The sequence below is a fragment of the Neisseria sp. GT4A_CT1 genome (genome assembly GCF_000227275.1).
Taxonomy (GTDB): domain Bacteria; phylum Pseudomonadota; class Gammaproteobacteria; order Burkholderiales; family Neisseriaceae; genus Neisseria.
Map to the genome: position 1 here is coordinate 280,602 of NZ_JH164967.1, position 22,215 is coordinate 302,816.

At 50.9% G+C, this 22,215-nt stretch carries 15 protein-coding genes and 1 pseudogene; 3 read left to right on the top strand and 13 right to left on the bottom strand.

The features are described from left to right. Positions 1–210: 210 nt before the first annotated feature. The 6 genes from HMPREF1028_RS08140 to nirK form a co-directional block, all read right to left on the bottom strand. Positions 211–930 carry a hypothetical protein gene (locus HMPREF1028_RS08140; RefSeq protein ID WP_009312318.1) on the bottom strand — a complete coding sequence of 240 codons (720 nt, stop codon included), beginning with the start codon at positions 928–930 and terminating at the stop codon, positions 211–213. Between the two features lie 184 nt (positions 931–1,114). Beyond that, positions 1,115–2,293 (bottom strand): glycosyltransferase, encoded by a 1,179-nt coding sequence (locus HMPREF1028_RS08145; RefSeq protein WP_009312319.1) that lies wholly within the window; start codon positions 2,291–2,293, stop codon positions 1,115–1,117. A gap of 587 nt (positions 2,294–2,880) precedes the next feature. After that, the gene (locus HMPREF1028_RS08150; RefSeq protein ID WP_009312320.1) at positions 2,881–4,020 is read right to left on the bottom strand and encodes an NADH-dependent flavin oxidoreductase; all 1,140 of its coding nucleotides are present in this window, start codon (positions 4,018–4,020) and stop codon (positions 2,881–2,883) included. A gap of 137 nt (positions 4,021–4,157) precedes the next feature. After that, positions 4,158–5,489: a YadA-like family protein gene (locus HMPREF1028_RS08155; protein WP_009312321.1), complete on the bottom strand. Its 1,332-nt coding sequence runs from the start codon at positions 5,487–5,489 to the stop codon at positions 4,158–4,160. A 330-nt stretch (positions 5,490–5,819) separates the two neighbouring features. Further along, entirely contained in the window at positions 5,820–6,572 is a 753-nt protein-coding gene (locus HMPREF1028_RS08160) for a formylglycine-generating enzyme family protein (RefSeq protein ID WP_009312322.1), read from the bottom strand. A gap of 281 nt (positions 6,573–6,853) precedes the next feature. Next, positions 6,854–8,044 (bottom strand): copper-containing nitrite reductase, encoded by a 1,191-nt coding sequence (nirK, locus tag HMPREF1028_RS08165; RefSeq protein ID WP_009312323.1) that lies wholly within the window; start codon positions 8,042–8,044, stop codon positions 6,854–6,856. A 466-nt stretch (positions 8,045–8,510) separates the two neighbouring features. Here nirK and HMPREF1028_RS08170 point away from each other — a divergent pair, with 466 nt between their 5' ends. Next, positions 8,511–10,766, top strand: a complete 2,256-nt coding sequence (locus HMPREF1028_RS08170) for a nitric-oxide reductase large subunit (RefSeq protein WP_003758149.1) — start codon at positions 8,511–8,513, stop codon at positions 10,764–10,766. Positions 10,767–10,774: 8 nt separating this feature from the next. Further along, on the top strand, positions 10,775–10,999 hold the full coding sequence (locus HMPREF1028_RS14730) for a hypothetical protein (protein WP_156798107.1): 225 nt from the start codon (positions 10,775–10,777) through the stop codon (positions 10,997–10,999). 161 nt (positions 11,000–11,160) lie between these two features. Here HMPREF1028_RS14730 and HMPREF1028_RS13665 read toward each other — a convergent pair whose 3' ends face one another. The 7 genes and pseudogenes from HMPREF1028_RS13665 to rimP form a co-directional block, all read right to left on the bottom strand. Further along, a complete protein-coding gene (locus HMPREF1028_RS13665; RefSeq protein WP_009312325.1) occupies positions 11,161–11,691 on the bottom strand; it encodes a DUF4189 domain-containing protein in 531 nt (176 codons plus the stop codon). Positions 11,692–11,828: 137 nt separating this feature from the next. Continuing rightward, complete coding sequence (locus tag HMPREF1028_RS08175) at positions 11,829–12,317, bottom strand: DUF4189 domain-containing protein (protein ID WP_232203831.1); 489 nt, start codon at positions 12,315–12,317, stop codon at positions 11,829–11,831. After that, positions 12,317–12,475: pseudogene (locus tag HMPREF1028_RS15540) on the bottom strand (IS5/IS1182 family transposase); the annotation flags it as partial. The gene HMPREF1028_RS08175 and the pseudogene HMPREF1028_RS15540, both read right to left, overlap by 1 nt. Before the next feature lie 172 nt (positions 12,476–12,647). Next, positions 12,648–15,416, bottom strand: coding sequence for a calcium-binding protein (locus HMPREF1028_RS08180; protein ID WP_009312327.1), 2,769 nt, complete (start codon positions 15,414–15,416; stop codon positions 12,648–12,650). A gap of 350 nt (positions 15,417–15,766) precedes the next feature. Then, positions 15,767–18,673: a translation initiation factor IF-2 gene (infB, locus tag HMPREF1028_RS08185; protein WP_156798109.1), complete on the bottom strand. Its 2,907-nt coding sequence runs from the start codon at positions 18,671–18,673 to the stop codon at positions 15,767–15,769. Positions 18,674–18,684: 11 nt separating this feature from the next. Next, complete coding sequence (gene nusA, locus HMPREF1028_RS08190; protein ID WP_009312329.1) at positions 18,685–20,187, bottom strand: transcription termination factor NusA; 1,503 nt, start codon at positions 20,185–20,187, stop codon at positions 18,685–18,687. A 25-nt stretch (positions 20,188–20,212) separates the two neighbouring features. Further along, positions 20,213–20,644, bottom strand: coding sequence for a ribosome maturation factor RimP (rimP, locus tag HMPREF1028_RS08195; RefSeq protein WP_009312330.1), 432 nt, complete (start codon positions 20,642–20,644; stop codon positions 20,213–20,215). Positions 20,645–20,999: 355 nt separating this feature from the next. On the opposite strand from rimP, the gene serC reads away from it, so the two are divergent. After that, positions 21,000–22,106 carry a phosphoserine transaminase gene (gene serC / locus HMPREF1028_RS08200; protein WP_009312331.1) on the top strand — a complete coding sequence of 369 codons (1,107 nt, stop codon included), beginning with the start codon at positions 21,000–21,002 and terminating at the stop codon, positions 22,104–22,106. Positions 22,107–22,215: the final 109 nt, after the last annotated feature.

The following is a 22,215-nucleotide window of genomic DNA, read 5'->3' on the forward strand; positions in this document are numbered from 1 at the left end:
CGGTCAAATTCAAATATAGTGGATTAACTAAATCAGGACAAGGCAACGAAGCCGCAGACAGTACAGATAGTACGGAACCGATTCACTTGGTGCTTCAGCACCTTAGAGAATCGTTCTCTTTGAGCTAAGGCGAGGCAACGCCGTACTGGTTTAAGGTTAATCCACTATACATTCAACGCAAAGCAACGCGCCCCAATCTTAAGACGGCGGTTATTCGTCTTTTATTTTGCCGCGCAAACTCAAGGTTTGCCTTACCGGATGCGAATAGGTGTCTTTTTCCGCCGTCAGTTCCAACTCCAGCTCCGTCAGTTTTTGCAAATACTCGGAAGCTTTAACCGTCGGCTCTTTTGTCAATTCTTCAAACTGCTTTTTCGCCTCATCAAACCGACTCAATTTGCGCAACATTTCTCCGCGCACAAGCTTGGTATTCACACGTTTTTCAGCCGGCAGACTGTCATCTTTCAAAGTCAAATCGGCGTAATGCAGGACTTTCTCCAGATCTTGCTGATGACCGCCCAGCCAGCTGGCATGCAAAAATATCGACATCATTTGTTCTGCGTTTTGATTTTCGCCTGCCAACTCCAACTTCACCCCCGCCAACCTTTGCGCTGAGGCCTTTTCAGCCACCTGCTTGAGATAAGCCTCGCTTCGGATGACTTTTTCATACTTATCCAATTCTTGTTGCGTAAAGTCGTCCTTAAACATGACAAACTTATTGCTCGGACAAACCGGAATGGGGGCAGGCGCCATAACCATGCCTACCGGCTCCAAATCAGTCTTCATATCGATCGAAAAGCCCGACATTACCATAACCGATGTGAATTTTTCGCCGCCTATCGGGCAAGTATGCTCGACCGGACGCGTAGTCAGCGCATGTGCATGCGTACAAACGGCAAGTGACAAGACGAAGGCTGAAAGTTTGATTTTCATTGGGATTTCCTTAATATTTGCGTATTTAAAGCGGCATAAATCTTGTTTTGCCTGCCCAAAATTTGAATTTATCATCAAAACGGGTAATTCTAATCACAAAGAACCCATATCCGCAAACAATAAAGGCTTGCACCAGACTTTAAGCCTAGTCGCAAGCCTTCTGCTCTCACATAGCGTGATTGATTCACGCTTCCGCCGATTTGCCGGTCACTTTTTCAAACGCTTGGATCAGCCTTCCAATCACGGCATCTTCGCCAAACTCGTTCAAACAGTCCGCACGCAATTTTTCCGCCGAAAATTTCTCGCGTTCTTCATACATCCGAATCAGCGCCTCGCTCAATGCCTCTATATTTTCAGTCGGAATCAGATAACCATTATCCTCATTAACTATCGACTGAGGTCCGCCGCACATTGTCGCAATGACCGGCAAGCCTTGTGACAGCGCCTCGATAAACACCACACCGAACGTTTCCACACGGCTGGCGAGTACAAAAGCATTGCTATGGCGCATCAAGTCCAAGACCTCTTCCGTTTTCAAAGCACCCAAAAAGGTGACGGCATGACCGATGCCCAACTCCTCGGTCAAGCGGCGCAGATTCGCTGCTTCCACGCCATTGCCGCCGATTTTGAGTTTGAGGAAGGGGTATTTCTCCAAAGCCTTGGCAAAGGCAGGGAGCAATAAATCATGGCCTTTGAGATGGCGTAAGTGGGAGACGGAGCAAAACGTGAAATCCTGATGAGATTTATCAAAAGGCTCGAACGGACGCGCAAAATTATCACCCAAAATATTCGGCAGATATTCCCAGTCCAATCCGTATTTCTCGCGCAGCAACGCACAAAAATCCTTGCTGACCGCAAAGCGTTCCTGACAATGTTGTGCGGATTCTTTCATGATCGGCCATTGGTTTGGGCGGACGAGATTGCGGGCGATTGCGCTGCTGTGTTCGGTAATCACATAAGGAATACCGTATTTTTTTGAGATTTCATACGCCAAAACGCCGCCGAAATTCATCGTATGCGCATGGAGGACGTCCGGCTTGCCGTTTTCCGCCACATACCGCTTGAACGCCTTCATCCCCGCCCTTACCCAACGGATACGGTCGATATCGACGACGGGGCAATGCGGGAAAAAATACATGCTGTCGTAAACATAAGTATTCAAACCGCCCTGCCGGTGATGCCGCATTCCATAAGGTCCGGTCAAAACACTTTTCCACTCCGTCCGCAACGAGCGGAACAAAGGCGCAATGACCCCTACTTTCAAGCCTCTGCGCTGCAAAGCTTGAGCTTGCAAACGGAAGAAAATCCCGTCCACATCCGTTTCGGATTTCGGATACCACGATGGAAGAACGACAACATGCATTTTTTACTCCTTACGCCAACCCTGCCAAAGACAATCTGCATCATTGCCCACAAAGTCAAAAAATATAAAAAACAATAATTTAGTTATATTACAAACAACCGCAAGTTTTCAAGTGATTATAAATAACAACATTACAACTCAAAGCATGAATTAAAACATACATATGACAAAGTACCCAAACCGCAAGTTAAAAAAAACCTCTCCTTTTTTTCAACCGCCTGATTTAAATCAAAATAATATATGACATATAACAACACTTTTAAAACCGCATCCACCAAACCATCTCATCACACGCATTGCCTTTTCCCGTTTCAGACGACCCATAGGCTAAACAACGGCAAGACTATGTTGTTTAATCCCCCCCTCGCCCGATAAAACATGTTCATCCGCACCACAAGCCGACTGGGACATCAACCGTCATTTCCTTGAAGCAAAACAATAAAAAGGTCGTCTGAAATCTCGTATTTGATTTTTCAGACGACCTCTCAGTCATAGCGAAAAGGCTATGCGTATGTCGAAACCTTTTCAGACGACCTCATCAAACAGCAAACATGATCTTTGCCATTTTAAGCTGTCGTTACAGTCAATCAGGCATCTACCGGCTTCCAGTCCGCACCTTTTACCGGCGGCAGCCAAGATTGCGTACCGCTGGCGGAGAATTCCCACAGGATGTCGGGGAAGCCGTAATGGTCGGCGCGCGCCGGGTCGAGTTGCGTTTCGATTTCGGCTTCGCGGCCTTCGCGGATTTGTGTGGCGATGTGCGGATTGATCATGACGGTTTTGCCCAATGCGATAAATTCCGCCCAGCCGGTTTCAAACGCCGCCAGAATATCATCGGCGGTAAACAGGTTGCCCACACCGATAAGGGGCAGCTTGCCGTTGATGCGGTCATGGATGAACTGCATACGGGTTTGCGCCGTATCGCCGCCACGTCGGATTTTCTTGTCGAATTCCCACAAGGAAACGTGCAGGTATTGCAGCGGCTTTTGCACCAGCGCGTCAATCAGTGCGCCGGTTTCGGTCATGGTCAGCCCGTCTTCGCCTGCCTCTTCGGGCGAGAAGCGGTAGCCGATGATGAAGTCGTTGCGTTGGTGTTTGTTGCGGACGGCGGCAACGGCATCGACGACGGCGAGCGGAAAGCGCATTCTGTTTTCCAAGCTGCCGCCCCATTGGTCGCTGCGGCGGTTGCTTTGGGCGGAGTAAAACTGTTGGATTAAATAGCCGTTCGCGCCGTGGATTTCCACGCCGTCAAAGCCTGCGCGAATCGCCAAATCGGCAGCTTGGGCGAAGGAGGCGATGAGTTCTTCCACTTCTGCGGCACTCGCTTCACGCGCACCTTCTTCCTCGCTGGCGGACGCGCTGATTTTGTCGCGGCGGTTGAGTTCCGCCATCGCTTTAGAGCCGCCGTGATGGATTTGCAAAATCGCTTTCGCGCCTTGTTTTTGAATGATTTGGGCGGTTTCTTTCAGGCTGTCGAGGCAGTGTTCGCCCGTAGCTTCAGGCTGTCCGCGAAAAGCTTTGCCGCCGTCTTGAACCAAAGTGGCGGCGGAGATAAAGAGACCTATATCACCTGCGCGGTTGCCGAGAAACGTGCGCTCTTGGTCGCTAATTAAACCATCGGCGTGCGAACCGAAATGGGTCATGGGCGCAACGGCAAGGCGGTTTTTGACGGTTACGCCGTTATTCAGTGTAAAAGGTTGAAAAAGCGGGGCGTATTTGGGATTCATTTTGTTCTGTCGAAAATTAATAACATCGACAGAATTGGGACAAATAGGGAATTATCAAGAACGAGGTCGTCTGAAAACACGGTTTCGGAGAAACGGAATGTTTTCAGACGACCTTTCGGCGATACACCTAACAACGATTACCAGAGGTAAGTTACGCTTGCACCGCCGCCCGCACCGCCTTTCGCCGCGCCGACTGCCGAGCCTTTAACCAGCCATTTGCCGCTGGTGGATACTTTGGAAATACCCACGGCGTAACCGCTTTTACCGCGCCAGATACCGCTTGCGACGGAAACCGCGCCTTGTCCCGGCTGATATGCCTGTCCGAGGCTGCCGACCGCGATTGCAGCGGCGGAACCTGAATCGGCGCGCTCTTCAAGTTTGTCCATACGGACTTTGGCTTCGTTGTGCAAAGCGGCGATTTGGGTCTGGTGATTGCTCTCGGCTGCGGCAAGGCTGTTTTGGGTTTGGCGAGCAAGGCTTTTCACTTGGGCAACGTTGACCGCATCCGTATCCTCCTTACCCGCAGCAACATTAGTAATTTGGCGGCTGTTTTGTTCGCTGCCGACAGATACCGCGCCCAAAGTCGATACCCATGCCTTACCCGTTTCCGTACTTGCCGCGCCGGTGGCAAAGTCATGGCCGGCAACGCCTGCTGCAGTATCGGCAACGCTGTCCGTACCGAGCGCTACGGAGTTTTGTTGACGTGCTTCTGCTTTGTAGCCCAAAGCAGCGGATTTTTCCTCAAATGCGGCAGCACCTGCGCCCAAAGCCGTTCCGCCCGATTTCCGTACCCGTGCGCGCGTACCCGCGGCAAGACCGTTGAGCGCGGTGGACGAAGATTCCACGCCCAATGCCACGCTGTTGGTTTCTTCGGCAACCGCGCGCGTACCGACTGCAACCGCCTGATAACCGTTTGCCTCGGCAGCAGATGCCAGCGCAACCGCCTGCGTACCGTTGGCTTTTGCCCTATCCCCGACAGCAGTGGAACTGAGCGCATTGGCTTCGCTTCCGCGTCCAAACGCAACCGCATCAATATCGGCAGCCTTCGCGCTTTCACCGACCGCGATAGAACGCAAACCTGTTGCCTGCGACATCAAACCGACCGCCACCGACTGTCCGCCGGAAGCCTTCGATGCGCCGCCGACGGCAATATCATTGGTTCCTTTTGCATTCGCCCTGAAACCGACGGCAACCGTCCGCAATGCCTCCGCCTTAGCCTCACTGCCAAGCGCCGACGCACTCAAACCCGAAGCGTTTGAATCATAGCCGGCAGCAACAGACTTATAACCCGCCGCAGCCGCTTTGTCACCCAACGCGGTCGCATTCTCCCCTGCCTTCGATTCTTTGCCCAATGCGGCAGAACCGTTTTTGTGCATCGTTCCTGTTGCAATACCTTCCGCAACACAAACATTTGCAAAAACAAGGGACAACACCAAACACAGCGGTTTAACGGATAAGTTTAGTTTCATCTTTTCATTCTCCATTTTTGAATTTTTAAAAATATCAACCAAATCCTTATGACTATATTTAGTCATTTAGGATTAGTTATATTGTATAGTATTATTACAATATTATTAATTATATGTAATTAATATTTGATTTGAATCATCTGAAGAAAATGATAAGCAAGGTTTATAGAACGTACGCAACCATTCAGCTTAATGAAACCCAATCATCTAAAAAGGTCGTCTGAAAACACGGTTTCGGAGAAACGGAATGTTTTCAGACGACCTTTTATAGTGGCAAAAAAAAGGCGATACCTTTCAGTACCGCCAAAGCTGCTTTGGTGATGAAACCGGTTATTTCGCGCAACGGAAGCCCAAGTTGTGCAGGACGTATTTGGATTGCAGGCTGGTGCGTATGCCGTAGCGCAGGAAGGCGGCGTAATTCGACGGGTCGCTGGAGCCTACGGATGCGCCGCTGCAAAACATTTGTGTATCTGCATTGCCTGACGACAACAGGCTGCTATTGAAGTCTTCCGTCCATTCCCAAATCAGACCGTGCATATCATAAATGCCCCAGTAGTTGGGTTTACTTTTGCCGACGTCATGCAAGCCGTTTCTGCCGCCGTCTGCATACCAATCAAGAATGGTGCGGTTGTAGCCGGGTTCGGCAGAACCGTTTTTCTGAGTGGCGGAGGCAAGTCCGGCAAATTCCCATTGGTCTATGGTCGGCAGGCGTTTGCCTTGCGCAGTACAGTAGGCATTGGCGGCAAACCAAGATACGTTGGTTACCGGATGTTTCAGTTCGTTGGGTTTGGGCGCGTAGCTGTTGCTGCCGGTTTTAACCCAGTGTTTCAGATAGGCAGGTTCGGCCTGTTTGGAACTGACTTTACCTTTTTGCCATTGGGGATGTTTTTTGACAAACTCCGCAAATTCGGCATTGGTAACGGGGTACTTGTCGATTTGGAAGGGTTTGACTTTAATGAGGCTTGTTTCTTTCTTCAGATAGAGCGGGCGGTAGCTGCCGCCTTCAACTTTTGCCATTTCGGCTGCCGCTGCACTGCCGCTTGCGACAAGGATAAAGAAGGCGAGGAGTGGTATGAGTTTCATAACGGGCTTTCTCATCTGAATACGGAGTATTAGGCTCTGATTATATAGCGAAACCGGATAAAAATCCTTAAAAGCCGTCTGAATTATCGTGCTTTGGGCTTGTCGGGTTCGTGCATACTTGAAACCGGTTTTTCAGACGACCTTCGATACTTGATAGGTCGTCTGAAAAACCAATCTTTCGACTGGTCGTGGAAGAAAGCCACTGTTGTCCTTGCATCAGCCGGAACAGCAGTGGCTTTTTTTCTATTTCTATGCCGAGATGGCTAGATTAGTTGTCGCCTTTATTTACCTGCAGATGCTGCGGAAGCAGGCGCTGCTGCTGAAGCAGCTGGAGCAGAAGCGGCAGGGGCTGAAGCGGCACCGCTACCTGCATAGGCTTTGTCTTCCAGTTTTTTGGTCATGATTTCAGGGTTTTCTGCGCCCTCTACTTTCAATTGACCCAACGCGCCTTTGTTGAACGCACGGAAGAGAGAGTGGTCAACCACAGTATAGCTGCCCGGGATGTCGGCTTTAAATTCGACAATCGCTGCGCCACCGGCAGGAATCAGGGTACTTTGTACGTTTTCGTTGATCAGTTTGCCGGCTTCTACGTAAACTTTGTCGAAGATCTCACCGATAACGTGGAAGGAAGAAACGAGGTTCGGACCACCGTTACCAACGTACATACGGACGGTTTCGCCTGCTTTGGCTTTCAGGGCGTTGTCGCCGGCGATAGCGCCTACGTGACCGTTAAATACAACGTATTCAGGTTGTTCGGCGATGGCTTTGTCCATATCGAACGGTTGCAGACCTTGCGCACCTTTTTTACCTTTGGTGTAGAAGTCGCCTTGTACGATGTAGAACTCTTTGTCCACTTTAGGCAGGCCTTCTTTAGGTTCAACCAAGATCAGACCGTACATACCGTTGGCGATGTGCATACCGACAGGGGCAACGGCACAGTGGTAGATATACAGACCGGGTTGCAGGGCTTTGAAGCTGAATGTAGAAGTACGGCCCGGAGCAGTGAAGCTGGCTTCTGCACCGCCGCCTTGACCGGTAGCAGCGTGGAAGTCAACGTTGTGAGGTACGGTAGAAGACGGGTTGTTAGAGAATTCGACTTCTACGGTGTCGCCTTCGCGTACGCGGATCATGCGGCCCGGAACGTCGCCGTTAAATGTCCAGTAGTGGTATTCCACGCCATCATCCATTTTCATGGTTTTTTCGACGGTTTCCATTTTCACGCGGACACGTGCAGGATGGTCGCGGTCGATGGCAGGCGGAACTTCAGGAGCGTGGGTAGTTACCGCGTCGATAACAGGCAGCTCGGCAGCGGGGGTTTCGGCAGCAGCTTGAGCACCGGAAGCAGAAGCCTCGGAAGCTGCAGGAGCGGAAGCGGAAGCGGTTTGCTCGGCAGGTTTTTGGGCAGCTTGCTCACCACAGGCGGCTAAAGCAAAAACTGAAGCAATGATTGCAGCTAAAGCTTGGCGTTTCATAGTTGTCATTTCCTTTAATAACTATTTTAAGAAGGTCAGGGTATATTTTTTCAACCTTTGTCGTCCGCGGCATACCGCTTTCGGCTCTTTCAAACTGCCTTATTCCGGGTCGTCTGAAAGGCATCTCTTGTGAACTTTTGTAGGATTATGTAGGTGGTTTTACCGCTATATCTTGACCTAAATCAATTAATTCATCAAAGATGAACTTTTACTACCTGTTTTACTACTTAATAACTAGATAAAACTACATCAAATCGTCTATTATTGTTCACATGTTTTATCCAATTCTTTACAAAAATGCCATCGTATTTTTGATAATAAGAATTATTATTGACTATATATCTGTTTTTTAAAGATTGTTGTTAAGAGAATATTTCTTTTGCCTGAAAAGAGTGCTACAATCTTTAACATTCATATAGTATGAATTTATAAGCAACCACTTTTTACCAAAATAAGGAGTTCTGAAATGGGACAGTACAAGAAGCTATGGTACTTGCTGTTTGCCGTCCTGGCAGTCTGCTTTACCATTCTTGGCTACATGGGCAGCGAGGTTTATAAAAAAGCCCCGCCTTACCCTGAAAGAGTCGTTTCGGCATCAGGCACTCAACTGATGACCAAAGACGATATTTTGGCAGGTCAGTCTGCCTGGCAAACCACCGGCGGTATGGAAGTCGGTTCCGTCTTGGGACACGGCGCATACCAAGCTCCGGACTGGACAGCCGACTGGCTGCACCGCGAGCTTGTCGCATGGTTGGATTTGACTGCGCAAGAGACTTACGGCAAAAAATTCAACGAAGTTTCTCCTGAAGAACAAGCCGTACTGAAAACCCGCCTTGCCGACGAATACCGCAACCAAAGCCGTATTAAAGAAGACGGCAGCGTCGTCATCAGCGATACCCGTGTCAAAGCCATTGAGAGCATCCTGCCTTACTACCACGGCGTATACAGCGATGATCCCGCCCTTCAGACGACCCGCGAACACTTCGCAATGAAAAACAACACATTGCCAAGTAAAGAAGCGCGTGAAAAACTGTTCAACTTCTTCTTCTGGACTTCATGGTCTGCCTCGACCAACCGTCCTGACGAAACTTTCACCTACACCAACAACTGGCCGCACGAGCCTCTGATCAACAACGTACCGACTACTGAAAACTACATGTGGTCGTTCACCAGCGTTGTATTGCTCTTGATGGGTATCGGCCTGCTGATGTGGGGTTACTCCTTCCTGACCAAACACGAAGAAGTAGAAGTTCCGACTGAAGACCCGATTTCCAAAGTACAGCTGACTCCTTCCCAAAAAGCATTGGGCAAATACGTCTTCCTGACAGTCGCCCTGTTTGTGGTACAAGTGTTGCTGGGCGGTCTGACCGCGCACTACACCGTCGAAGGTCAAGGTTTCTACGGCATCGACGAAGCACTGGGCTTCGAAATGTCCGACTGGTTCCCCTACGCATTGACCCGTACTTGGCACATCCAATCCGCCATCTTCTGGATTGCAACCGGCTTCCTGACAGCAGGTCTGTTCTTGGCTCCGATTGTGAACGGCGGCAAAGATCCCAAGTTCCAACGTGCCGGCGTAAACTTCCTCTATATCGCCCTGTTCATCGTAGTCGGCGGTTCTTATGCAGGTAACTTCTTCGCCCTGACCCACATCATTCGCCCCGATCTCAACTTCTGGTTCGGACACCAAGGTTACGAATACCTCGATTTGGGCCGTTTCTGGCAACTCCTGCTGATGGTCGGTCTGCTGTTGTGGCTGTTCCTGATGCTGCGCTGCACCATCTCCGCCTTTAAAGAAAAAGGCGTGGACAAAAACCTGCTGGCAATCTTCGTTGCCTCTATGGTCGGTGTCGGCGTGTTCTACGCGCCCGGTCTGTTCTACGGCGAAAAATCCCCGATTGCCGTGATGGAATACTGGCGCTGGTGGGTAGTTCACCTGTGGGTAGAAGGCTTCTTCGAAGTATTTGCTACCGCAGCCTTTGCCTTCATCTTCTACAACATGGGCTTCGTCCGTCGCAGTACCGCTACCGCATCCACTCTGGCTGCCGCCGCCATCTTCATGTTGGGCGGTATCCCGGGTACGCTGCACCACCTGTACTTCTCCGGTTCTACCTCCGCCTCTATGGCAATCGGTGCCTGCTTCTCCGCATTGGAAGTCGTACCGCTGGTATTGCTGGGCCGTGAAGCTTACGAACACTGGTCTTACCAACACCTGTCCGAATGGGCGAAACGCCTGCGTTGGCCGCTGATGTGCTTCGTAGCAGTTGCCTTCTGGAACATGATCGGTGCCGGCGTATTCGGCTTCCTGATTAACCCGCCGATTTCCCTGTTCTACATCCAAGGTCTGAACACTACCGCAGTTCACGCACACGCAGCCTTGTTCGGTGTATACGGCTTCTTGGCACTGGGCTTCGTATTACTGGTTGCCCGCTACCTGAAACCAAACGCAAAATTCGACGACAAACTCATGACTTGGGGCTTCTGGCTGCTCAACGGCGGCTTGGTCGGCATGATCGCCATCAGCCTGCTGCCTGTCGGCGCGATTCAAGCATACGCCTCCATCACTCATGGCCTGTGGTATGCCCGTAGCGAAGAATTCCTGCAAATGGAAATCCTCGACACCCTGCGCTGGGTACGCACAGCAGCCGACTTGATCTTCATCGGCGGTGCAGTCTGCGTAGCCATCCAAGCAACCAAAATCGTATTCAGCCGCGATAAATAAATCCTAGCTTGAATGCAATCAAAAGGTCGTCTGAAATTTTCAGACGACCTTTTTTGATGCCTGCCTACTTTCATTTCAGCAACAGCCCTCCCCGTTTAACAGCCATACGCACAGAATACCCCCTCTTTACCCATCTATCCCTACCCTCCTCCAACGAATTGAATCCCTACACATCCCAAGACAGCCACCCGCCCCGTTTTTCCTATTTTTCAGACGACCCCAATACCGTTTAGAAAACAAGGTCGTCTGAAACTGGAAACAGACAAAACCCAGACAACAAAAAACCGCACATCAAAGCGCGGTCGGTTCTAAAACGGTTTTTGTCGGAACGGAAAGCGAAGAGCTTTTCAGACGACCTCTGAACATTTGGAGGTCGTCTGAATAATAAAATCAATCAATAGCGGTAATCAGGGTGACGGGAACAACCTGAATATTTAATAGCACATTTATCAGAATATCGTCCGCATTCATCCAATGCTTTTTGCTCTGCCTTTTCAACATAATCGTCATTTATCACAGCAAACCCACTACGACTTTCCTTATTTCTATCAGGACCAACAGCAAAAGCGACACATACATTGCGATATTGGCTCATCCGACGACAGCCTTTGCCATCGCTTCTCGTTACAGGATTTTCACCTCCGCCTGCCTTAATACAGTTTGCTAAAACTTCTTTATTAGCTGATTCTTCACTTTTTGTATTATTTTCAGAATATCCAACCGCTTTATTAACAGGATTAAAATAAATCGCACCCCAACGGTTCGGCACTTTATACACCCGTCGAGAAGACGAACTGCCACCTCCCCAACCGCACGCGCTGCCATCGACAGTTTGGCAATAACCGTCAGTCGGATTCCCTCCCAAAGGGTTGCCCAAGACGGTAAAACTATTCAAAGCCAACAACACCAAAAATATCTTCTTCATCTTTATACCTCTTAATCTTTTCCGCTATTCGTTTCTCTCAAAACCCTGCCGTATAACTCGGCACCGCTTTCGTTCCTATCGATGCAAAATAAGTTTTCAGACGACCTCTGAATATTTAGGGTCGTCTGAAAATTCATTTAGTAACGAAGGTAGTCAGGATGGCGAGAACAGCCTGAATAGCGGATGGTGCATTTAAATGATTGCCCTGCCTCACATGCAGAAATCGCTTTTTGTTCCGCATCAGACAATAATGTAGCGTTCTTTGCCGCAGCCCTATATTTTTCGCCACTGCTGCCTAATGCGATCGCTCCACACCTATTCTGAAATTCAGTCATTAAGCTACAGCCTTCTCCATTGCGATCCAATGGATCCTTACCACCTCCTGCCTTAATACAATTTGCCAATGCCTCTTTATTGGCTGAACGGTAGCCTTTGGTATTGTTTTCAGAATAACCTATTGCTTGATTTGCAGCATTGTAATAAATCGCCCCCCAACGGCTCGGGATATTAATTACCCTACCTCCCTGTTCCATCGGTCGGTTATTACCCGCACATCCCGGCAAATCAGGATGATAGACACAAGGATTGCTCATTTCATTTGCGTTAGCGAAACTGCTTAAAATCATGGCAGCCGCTAATAATATATGCTTCATCGGTTTATTCCTTATTTTTGAACGTATAGTGGATTAAATTTAAACCAGTACGGCATTGCCTCGCCTTGCCGTACTATCTGTACTGTCTGCGGCTTCGTCGCCTTGTCCTGATTTAAATTTAATCCACTATAAATCATATTCTTACTTTACCCTGTTCCCTAAGCAACCCAGTCAAAATCAGACGGATCGTTTCTTCTTTATCGTCTATCGCCACACAATAAAGTTTCAGACGACCCCTAAGCCTTCAGGGGTCGTCTGAAAAAACAAATCAATCGACAATGCTGCCGTATTGCTTTGTGAAGCTTACAAAACGCCTTGATGGGCGGTATCGTGTCCCAAAGCGGTCAGGAATTGCGACATGCTGTATGTTTCGCCTGAGGCGGCAAACTTGAACGCGTCTACGGTATCGCCGCCATCTGAGGAGTGGACGGCATCCAAGACGGTCAGGGTGTCGCCGCTGCCTTTGAGTTTGAGCACCCAGTTCTCTTTGTTGTTTCCTGCTTTATTGATTTCCAAATCGATGTCTTTCAGCGTCAGATTGCCTGAGAACAATACGGTATTGTCCTCGCCGCTTGCGTTCAGCGACAATTTGTCATGCCCGCTGCCTTTGCCGAATGTAATCGTATTGGCATAGCTGCCGCCGGAAATGGTGTCATTGCCTGCGCCGGCATCAATGGTGCTGTCGTGTCCGACTTTGACGGTATCGTCGCCGCTGCCGCCGATAAAGGTGGTTTTGCCGCCGTAGTTGCCTGAAACGCTGACGGTGTCGCCGTTGTCGGTGCCGTGGATAATGCGGTTGGAGCCTTCGTACAGTCGTTGGTCAAAGGTATCGCTGTCGTCATTCAGGTATTGAATAATCGTGCCGTCTTTGCGGACATGGGATACTTTCAAACCGAAATGTTCGATGATTTGTTCCGTGCTGTATGTGCCGTTGTCGAATTGGAACTCGGATATGGCGCCTTGCGAACCCATTTGGTTTTTAATCGTCAATACGTCATTGCTGCCTTTGATAGAAACGGTCCATGTGTTGCCGTTCAAACGAGGCACAGTGACGAAGTCGTAGGGTTCGGGCATATAGTCGATACCGTTTTTATCGTAGCCCTGGGTAACGGAAATGCTTAAATCGTCCAGTGTCAAACCGCCGGTAAATTTTACGGCGTTGCTGATGGAGGTAGGATTGAATTCTTCGTCGATATCGAAACCGAAGTCGAAAATGGTGTCGTGTCCGTATCCTTTGCCGAAGACATAGGTATCGCGCCCGTCTCCGCCTTCCAGATAATCGTCGCCCGCGCCGCCGTCGAGGTAATCGGCTCCGACCCGCGCATACAGTTTGTCATTGCCATTTCCGCCGTACAGTTTGTCGTCTGAAGACCATTCGTTGCCCCAATAGCTGGTGCCTTCGTCTCGGATGATGTCGTCGCCATCCATGCCGTAAATCACGTCCCTGCCGTCTGTGCCGGAACTTAATTCGTCATTAAACTTGCTGCCGACAATCACATCGTCGTTCGGTGTGCCTTCATTTTTGATGCCTTGGTCGGCTTTTCCGGTGTTGACGGCTTTGAGCAGGGTTTCGGCTGTATAGTTTTCGCCGAGGAATTGGAATTGGTTGATGGAAATATGTCCTTTGGCGTCAACTTGGTTTTGAATGGTTGCCGAGCCGTTGGCGGATGTGATTTCCCAGTTTTTGCTGCCGTCGGCATTGTCGATGACGTTTACTTTGATGTCGCTGACACGGAGGTCGTCTGAAAACTTCAGGGTATTGTTGCCTTGATTGTCTATAATCGTATCGTCGCTGCCGTAAATATAGGTGTCGTTGCCTATTCCGCCTTTCAACATATCTTTGCCTGCTCCTCCGATTAAAGTGTCGTCACCTGCGTCGCCGTTGATGGTGTCGTTGCCATCGCCGCCGTCCAAATAGTCATTGCCGTCGCCGCCGTTAATGTTGTCGTTGCCGCCCATGCCGTAAACGGTATCGTTGCCGCGGCCGCTATTGAGTCGGTTGTGTCCGTCGTTGCCGGTCAGGGTGTTGTTGCTGTTGTTGCCTGCCGCGTAGATATTGGCGTTGCCGGTCAGGGTAACGTTTTCAACGTGGGTTGAGGCGGTATAAGAAACGCTGCTGATCACGGTATCATTGCCTTCGCCGCTATTCTCAACGACAACATCTTTTGCGTTATCCACATAGTAGGTATCATCTCCGATGCCGCCGCGCATCATGTCCGCGCCTGCTTTGCCGTCGATGACGTCGTTGCCGACGGTGCCGTTCAGCGCGTCGTTTCCTTCCGTGCCTTCAATACGTTCGCCTGCATTGTCGCGTATTTCTACTTGCGCTTGGGTGGCTTTGATGAATTGGTTGAGGTTTAATGTGCCGTTTGCGAAAACAAACCGTTGGACGGAAGGCATATTGCTGCCTTCTTGGTATTGATTGGAAATGGTCAGAACGGATTGTGTGTGTTTTACTGCGATACGCCAGTCCTGTCCGCCCTCTGCATTGCGCACGGCGGTAACCGTCAGATCGTCTGCGCTGAGACCGTCTAAAAAGCGGATGCTGTTGCTGCCTTGGCGGTCAATTACTGTATCTTTGCCGCTTTTTTCGCCGAACAAATAGGTATCGTTGCCTTCACCCCCTTGCAATACGTCGTTTCCTGCCGCGCCATCCAAGATATCGTTGCCTTCATCGCCGAACAGTTGGTCGTCGCCGTCTCCCCCGTTGATGTTGTCGTGACCTGCGCCCCCGTAAACCGTATCATTGCCGCGCCCGCTGTACAGGCGGTTGTTGCCGCTGTTGCCGACCAATACGTTGTCTGAATTGTTGCCCGCGCCATAAATATTATCCGAACCGGTCAGAACTAAGTTTTCGACATTGTTCGGCAAGGTGTAGCTGACATTGCTATAAACGGTATCCTGTCCTTCATTTGCCTTTTCCACAATGTTGTCTGCGGTATGGGTGGCATAATAGACATCATTGCCCTTGGTTCCTTGAAAAACCTTGGGTTCGGATGACTTTTCCAAAGATGCGGAGTGTGCGGCGGATTCTTCAGAAACGATTGCGCGAAAGACTTGTTTTGTATCCATGATATTATTTTTTCCGTGAGCTGACGGTTGCCTATCCGGGGAGATGGGATAAATAACCAGATTGGGGGGATCGTAATTTATTGATTGAATCGTTACACGCAGTCGAACTGCGTGGCTTCCTTAGACTGCTTTAACCTCAACAAGTTCTAACTCTTTCTCAAAACATTATTTAATCGGAATTTATATTTCAATTGATTAATTTGTTTATCATTTATGCCAAATTGAATTCAAACCAAGATTAAGCGTTGGGCAACGCCGTACTGCGCCAATCCAATCCGCTATAAAACAAAAAGGTCGTCTGAAAACCACTTTTCATGGTTTTCAGACGACCTTTTATTTACAATGGGGAATTACAGCGAGCGGGCAACTTCGACGATGTCGAAGCATTCCAGTTGGTCGCCTTCCATAATTTCGTTGTAGCCTTTGATCATCAAGCCGCATTCGAAGCCCATGCGGACTTCTTTGACGTCGTCTTTGTAGCGTTTCAAAGAAGACAGTTCGCCGGTGTGGATGACCACGTTGTTGCGGATGAGGCGGATATGGGAATCGCGTTTGACCACGCCGTCGGTAACCATACAGCCTGCGATGTTGCCGACTTTGGATACGCTGATGACCTGACGGATTTCGACCATACCGGTAACCTGCTCTTTCTCTTCCGGCGCCAGCATGCCGCTCATGGCCGCTTTGACGTCGTCGATGGCATCGTAAATGATGTTGTAGTAGCGGATTTCCACGTTTTCATTTTCGGCAAGTTTGCGCGAAGAAGCGTCTGCACGCACGTTAAAGCCGATGATGAACGCGCCTGAAGCGATGGCAAGGTTGACGTCCGATTCGGTAATACCGCCCACGCCGCTGTGCAATACATTCACTTTCACTTCGTCGGTGGACAGTTTTTTCAGGCTGCCCGCCAAAGCTTCGTAAGAACCTTGTACGTCTGCTTTGATGATGACCGACAAGGATTGGGCTTGGTTTTCGCCCATGTTGTTGAACATATTTTCCAGCTTCGCCGCCTGCTGTTTGGCCAAGCGTACATCGCGGTATTTGCCTTGACGGAAGAGTGCGATTTCGCGGGCCTTCTTCTCATCTGCCAACACCATTGCGTCTTCACCGGCGTTCGGTACGTCGGACAAGCCGAGGATTTCGACCGGAATAGACGGGCCGGCTTCGTTGACGGCTTTACCGTTTTCATCGACCATCGCGCGGATTTTACCGAACGCGGTACCGGCCAGCAGCATATCGCCTTTTTTCAGCGTACCGCTTTGCACCAAGAGGGTAGCGACCGCGCCGCGTCCTTTGTCCAGACGGGCTTCGACGATGATGCCTTTGGCGGGCGCATCGACAGGGGCAGTCAGTTCCAAAACTTCGGCCTCAAGCAATACGGCTTCGAGCAATGCGTCGATATTGATGCCTTTTTTGGCGGACACGTCGATAAATTGTACATCGCCGCCCCATTCGTCCGGCACGACTTCGTGCGCGGTCAACTCTTGGCGGATGCGCTCGGGGTTGGCAGCTTCTTTATCGATTTTGTTGACGGCAACCACCATCGGTACGCCCGCTGCTTTAGCGTGGGCAATGGCTTCGATGGTTTGCGGCATCACACCGTCGTCGGCTGCGACCACGAGAATCACGATGTCGGTTGCTTTCGCACCGCGCGCGCGCATGGCGGTAAACGCTTCGTGACCCGGGGTATCTAAGAAGGTAATCACGCCGCGCGGGGTTTCAACATGGTATGCACCGATGTGTTGGGTAATGCCGCCCGCTTCGCCTTGTACCACTTTGGCGCGGCGGATGTAGTCCAACAGCGAGGTTTTACCGTGGTCGACGTGACCCATCACGGTAACGACCGGCGGACGCGGCAACGCTTCGGCTTCCACAGCTTCCACGCCTTCATCCAAGAATGCTTCGGGATCGTCGGTGGCGGCAGGTTTGCCGATGTGGCCGAGTTCTTCCACCACAATCAGGGCGGTGTCTTGGTCGATGGATTGGTTGATGGTGACCATCATGCCCATTTTCATCAGGGCTTTGACCACTTCCACGCCTTTGACTGCCATTTTGTGCGCCAAATCGGCAACGGTAATGGTTTCGGGAACCAAGACTTCGTGAACGACGGGTTCGGTCGGTGCTTGGAAGGCGTGTTGGTTCGGCTCGAGTTTGAGTTTCTTGCCTTTTTTACCGCTGCGTACGCGCTCGTCGTCGCCGTTGCGCGCATTGCGGTCGCGTCCGCCTTTGCCGCCTTTACCTTTAGCGTTGCGACCTTGGTTGTCATCGTCGCGGTTGTGGCGGTCTTCTTTTTTCGCACGGGCAGGATTGGCGGCTTTGCCTTCTGCAGGCGCGGCTTTGGCTTTTTCGGCAGGCTTGCGCTGCTCGGTAGCTTTGGCTTCGGCTGCGGGCTTGGCTTGCTGATCCGCCTGTTGTTTCATGGCTTCGCGGCGCGCCTGACGCTCTTGTTTTTCTTTCAACAAGGCTTCTTGATGGGCGCGTAAAGCGGCGGCGCGGCGTGCTTCTTCGTCGCGTTGCGCTTGCTCTTCCGCGCTGACCACAGGTTGCGGAGCGGCAGGGGCAGCGGGTTTTGCTGCTTTTTTCGAGTCTTTGCCTTTATTGCCTTTGTCTTGTTTAGGCTTGGCTTTGCCTTCGGCAGGTTTTTCAGACGACCTTTGGGCAGGTTTGTCTTCAGCCTGAACTGCTTGTGCAGCGGGTTCTGCCGGTTTGTCGTCGGTTTTGCTTCCAGCTGCTTGTACTTCGGCAGGTTTTTCAGACGCTTCAACAGGTTTCGCTTCTTCCGCTTTGGCCTTCGGCTCGGCTTTTGCCGCTTTAGCAGCCTTCAGCTTCGCAGCTTCCGCTTCAGCTTTCGCGCGCGCTTCGGCACGGGCGGCGGCCTCAGCTTCGGCTTTTGCCTGTTCTGCTGTTTGGTCTTTCGCTTCTGTCTGCTCGGCTTTTTTCGCTTCAGCTACTGCTTTGGCTTTGGCTTCGGCGGCAAGCTCTTCCGGCGAAGGAATCGTTACGGAACGGCCGCGTTTGCGTTCGACTTTGACGCCGCTGACAGTGCTGACTTCGGTTTTTTTGCGGCGGATGCTGATGGTTCCGCCGTCATTGCCGTTTTTCTTTTTCAAATAGGCGTTCAGCAGTTGTTTGTCGTCCAGCGTCAGGGAATCGCTGCCGCTGTTTTTATTGACGCCGGCTTCTTTCAGTTGTTTCAGCAAATCATCGACGGGGCGTTTCAGTTCGGCGGCAAATTGTTCTACGGTTGTGTTACTCATCTGTACCCCCATTAGTTCTCTTCGGTAAACCAGTGTTCGCGGGCGGCAAGAATCACTTTTTTCGCCGTTTCTTCATCTACACCGGTTATTTCAATCAGTTCGTCAACGGCCAGTTCCGCCAGGTCGTCGCGGGTGGTTACGCCGGCTTCCGCCAGTTTGCGGAGCATATCGGAATCTACGCCGTCCAGATTGCGCATGTCGTCTGAAACTTCTTCCAGCTTCTCTTCGGACGCAATCGCCATGGTCAGAATCGCATCGCGGGCGCGGTTGCGCAGGGTTTCGACGATTTCTTCGTCAAAGCCTTCGATGGCGAGCAGTTCGGCAGCTGGAACGTAAGCAACTTCTTCCAGCGTGGCAAAACCTTCTTCCACCAAAATATCGGCGGTTTCGTCGTCGATGTTCAGATGCGCGGTAAAGAGGTCGCGGATGGCTGCGTCTTCGGCAGCAGTGCGTTCGTCCGCTTCTTCGACAGTCATGATGTTCAACTGCCAACCTGTCAAATCAGATGCCAAGCGCACGTTTTGACCGCCGCGGCCGATGGCAAGCGCAAGCTGGTCTTCGGCGACGATCACGTCAACCGCGTGTTTGTCTTCGTCAATCACGATACGGCTGACTTCGGCAGGAGACAGCGCGTTCATCACGAACTCGGCAGTTTCAGACGACCACAACACCACATCAATGCGCTCGCCTGCCAATTCGTTGCTGACGGCGTTCACACGGGAGCCGCGCACGCCGATACAAGTGCCTTGCGGATCGATGCGTTGGTCGTTGGCTTTGACCGCCACTTTCGCACGTTGGCCCGGATCGCGCGCCACTTCACGGATTTCCAACAAGCCGTCTGCAATTTCAGGCACTTCCATTTCGTACAGTTTTGCGAGGAAATCGCCCGAAGTACGGCTGAGGATGACTTGTTTGCGGCCGGTGTTGCCGATTTCGTCCACACGCAAAAACAGCGCGCGGATACGGTCGCCGCCGCGGAAGTTTTCACGCGGAATCATTTGTTCGCGCGGAATCAGCGCGTCCAGCTTGCCCGGAACGACTTCGACGATGATGCCGTGGCGTTCTACGCGTTTTACCGTACCGGAAACGATGTCTTCTTTAACAGCCAAGAATTCGTTCAGATTTTGCTCGCGCTCGGCATCGCGGATGCGTTGCAGGATGATTTGTTTGGCAGTTTGCGCAGCTTGGCGGCCAAAGCCTTCGTTCGGCAGCGTTTCTTCGTAGTAGTCGCCGATTTGAATGTCGGTACCCGGAATTTCTTCTTGGATTTCTTCGATGGTTTTTTCCAGGTCGGGATAGGTGTAATCCTCGTCGGCAACAATCAGCCAGCGGCGGTAAGTATGGTATTCGCCGGTATCGCGGTCGATTTCGACGCGCACATCCATGTGCTCGCGGTCGGCTTTTTTCTTGGCTGCGGTAGAAAGGGCAAATTCCAATGCTTGGAACACCACTTCCGCTTCAACGTTTTTCTCGCTTGCCAACGCTTCGGCAAGTTGCAACATTTCGCGACTCATTTTTTAGAATCTCCAATATCAAGTTTTAAAATTTAAATTCGGGGCGCAGGCGGGCTTTATCGATATTATCCAAGCCGATTTGCGCGGTTTTGCCGTCGAAAGAGAGCGTTACGGTATCGTTTTCACAACCCTCGATGCAGCCGATAAAATTCTTTTGTCCGTCAACCGGCAGGCGGGTTTTGATTTTTGCCTGTTGTCCCGCAAAGCGCACGAAATCGGCGGCTTTTTTCAGAGGCCGGTCAAGGCCGGGGCTGGAAATTTCCAGATTTTTATAATCGATGTCTTCCACCATGAACACGCGGCTCAAATGATTGCTGACGGTCGCGCAGTCTTCGACGGTGATACCGCCTTCCTTATCGATGAACACGCGCAGCGTGCCTTGCGCAGTCAGCTCGAAATCGACCAGTTCGTAGCCCAAACCCGGCAGGGTTTTTTCGAGAATTGTTTGAATATCCATGAATCTCCCGGAGTACATAAACAAAAAAATGGCCCCGTGGCCATTTTTCGTCAAAATTGAAAAATTGGCTTATTATAACCGCTTTCCACTCAAAAGAAAAGCGTTGATTTATCGCGGCTTTTTTTCAGACGACCTCATAGAATGAACACGCCTGACGGCATAAAACCAATCTTAAAATTGTTGACAAAAACGGTCGTCTGAAAAATCGCCATTAAACCTTACCCATTGATAATCATCATTTTATTTCCAACCTTTCTTTTTCAGACGACCCCATTTCCCTTCCATACGGCTTGCACGAAGCACGCCGTCATTCTAAAATTCAAAGCTGTTATCATCGAAACAAAAAGGCCTCGCCATGTCCGCCCGCCCCATCTACAACTTTTCCGCAGGTCCCGCCGTCCTGCCCGAAGCCGTATTGCGTACCGCGCAGCAAGAAATGCTCGACTACAACGGCACAGGCTTCCCCGTCATGGCGATGAGCCACCGCTCGGAAATGTTCCTCAGCATCCTCCATCACGCCGAACAAGACTTGCGTACGCTGCTGAACATTCCTTCCAACTACAAAATCCTGTTCCTGCAAGGCGGCGCAACCACGCAATTCAACATGGTTGCCATGAACTTGGCACATGGCTTCCCGTCCGCCGACGCAGTGGTAACGGGCAACTGGAGCCGCATCGCCTACGAACAAATGAGCCGCCTGACCGATGCCGAAATCCGACTGGCTGCGCACGGCGGCGAACAATTCGACTATACCGCCCTGCCGCCCGTCGAAACTTGGGACATAGACAAAAACTCCGCCTTCGTCCACTTCGTCATCAACGAGACCGTCAACGGCCTGCAATACCAAACCGTTCCCAAACTTTCAGACGACCTGCCGCCGCTCGTTTGCGATATGTCCAGCGAAATCCTCTCGCGCGAATTTGACGTTTCCGACTACGGGCTGATTTACGCTGGCGCACAAAAAAACATCGGCCCCGCCGGCGCAATCGTCGTCATCATCCGCGAAGACCTGCTCGACCGCTGCCCCGACAGCATTCCCGACGTCTTCAACTACCGTTCCCACCTCAACCGCGACGGCATGTACAACACCCCGTCCACCTACGCCATTTATATGTCCGGTTTAGTGTTCCGCTGGCTGCTGACACAAGGCGGCGTGAAGAAAATCGAAGCCGTCAACAACATCAAAGCCCAAACGCTTTACGACGCCATCGACGGCAGCGGCGGCTTCTACATCAACCGAATCCGCCCCGATGCCCGCTCGAAAATGAACGTCGTTTTCCAAACCGCCTCAGCCGAACTCGACCGCCGCTTTGTCCTCGAAGCCGAACTGCAAGGCTTGTGCCTGCTCAAAGGCTACAAAACCGTCGGCGGTATGCGCGCCAGCATCTACAACGCCATGCCGCTCGAAGGCGTACAGGCGTTGGCGGACTTTATGAGCGATTTCCAACGGCGTTACGGCTAAGACAAAATGCGCCTTTAAAAGCACAGCCGATTCAACACAAATCTCAAGCGCGGATGAATGCGTACCGTAATCAGGTATAGTGGATTAAATTTAAATCAGGACAAGGCAA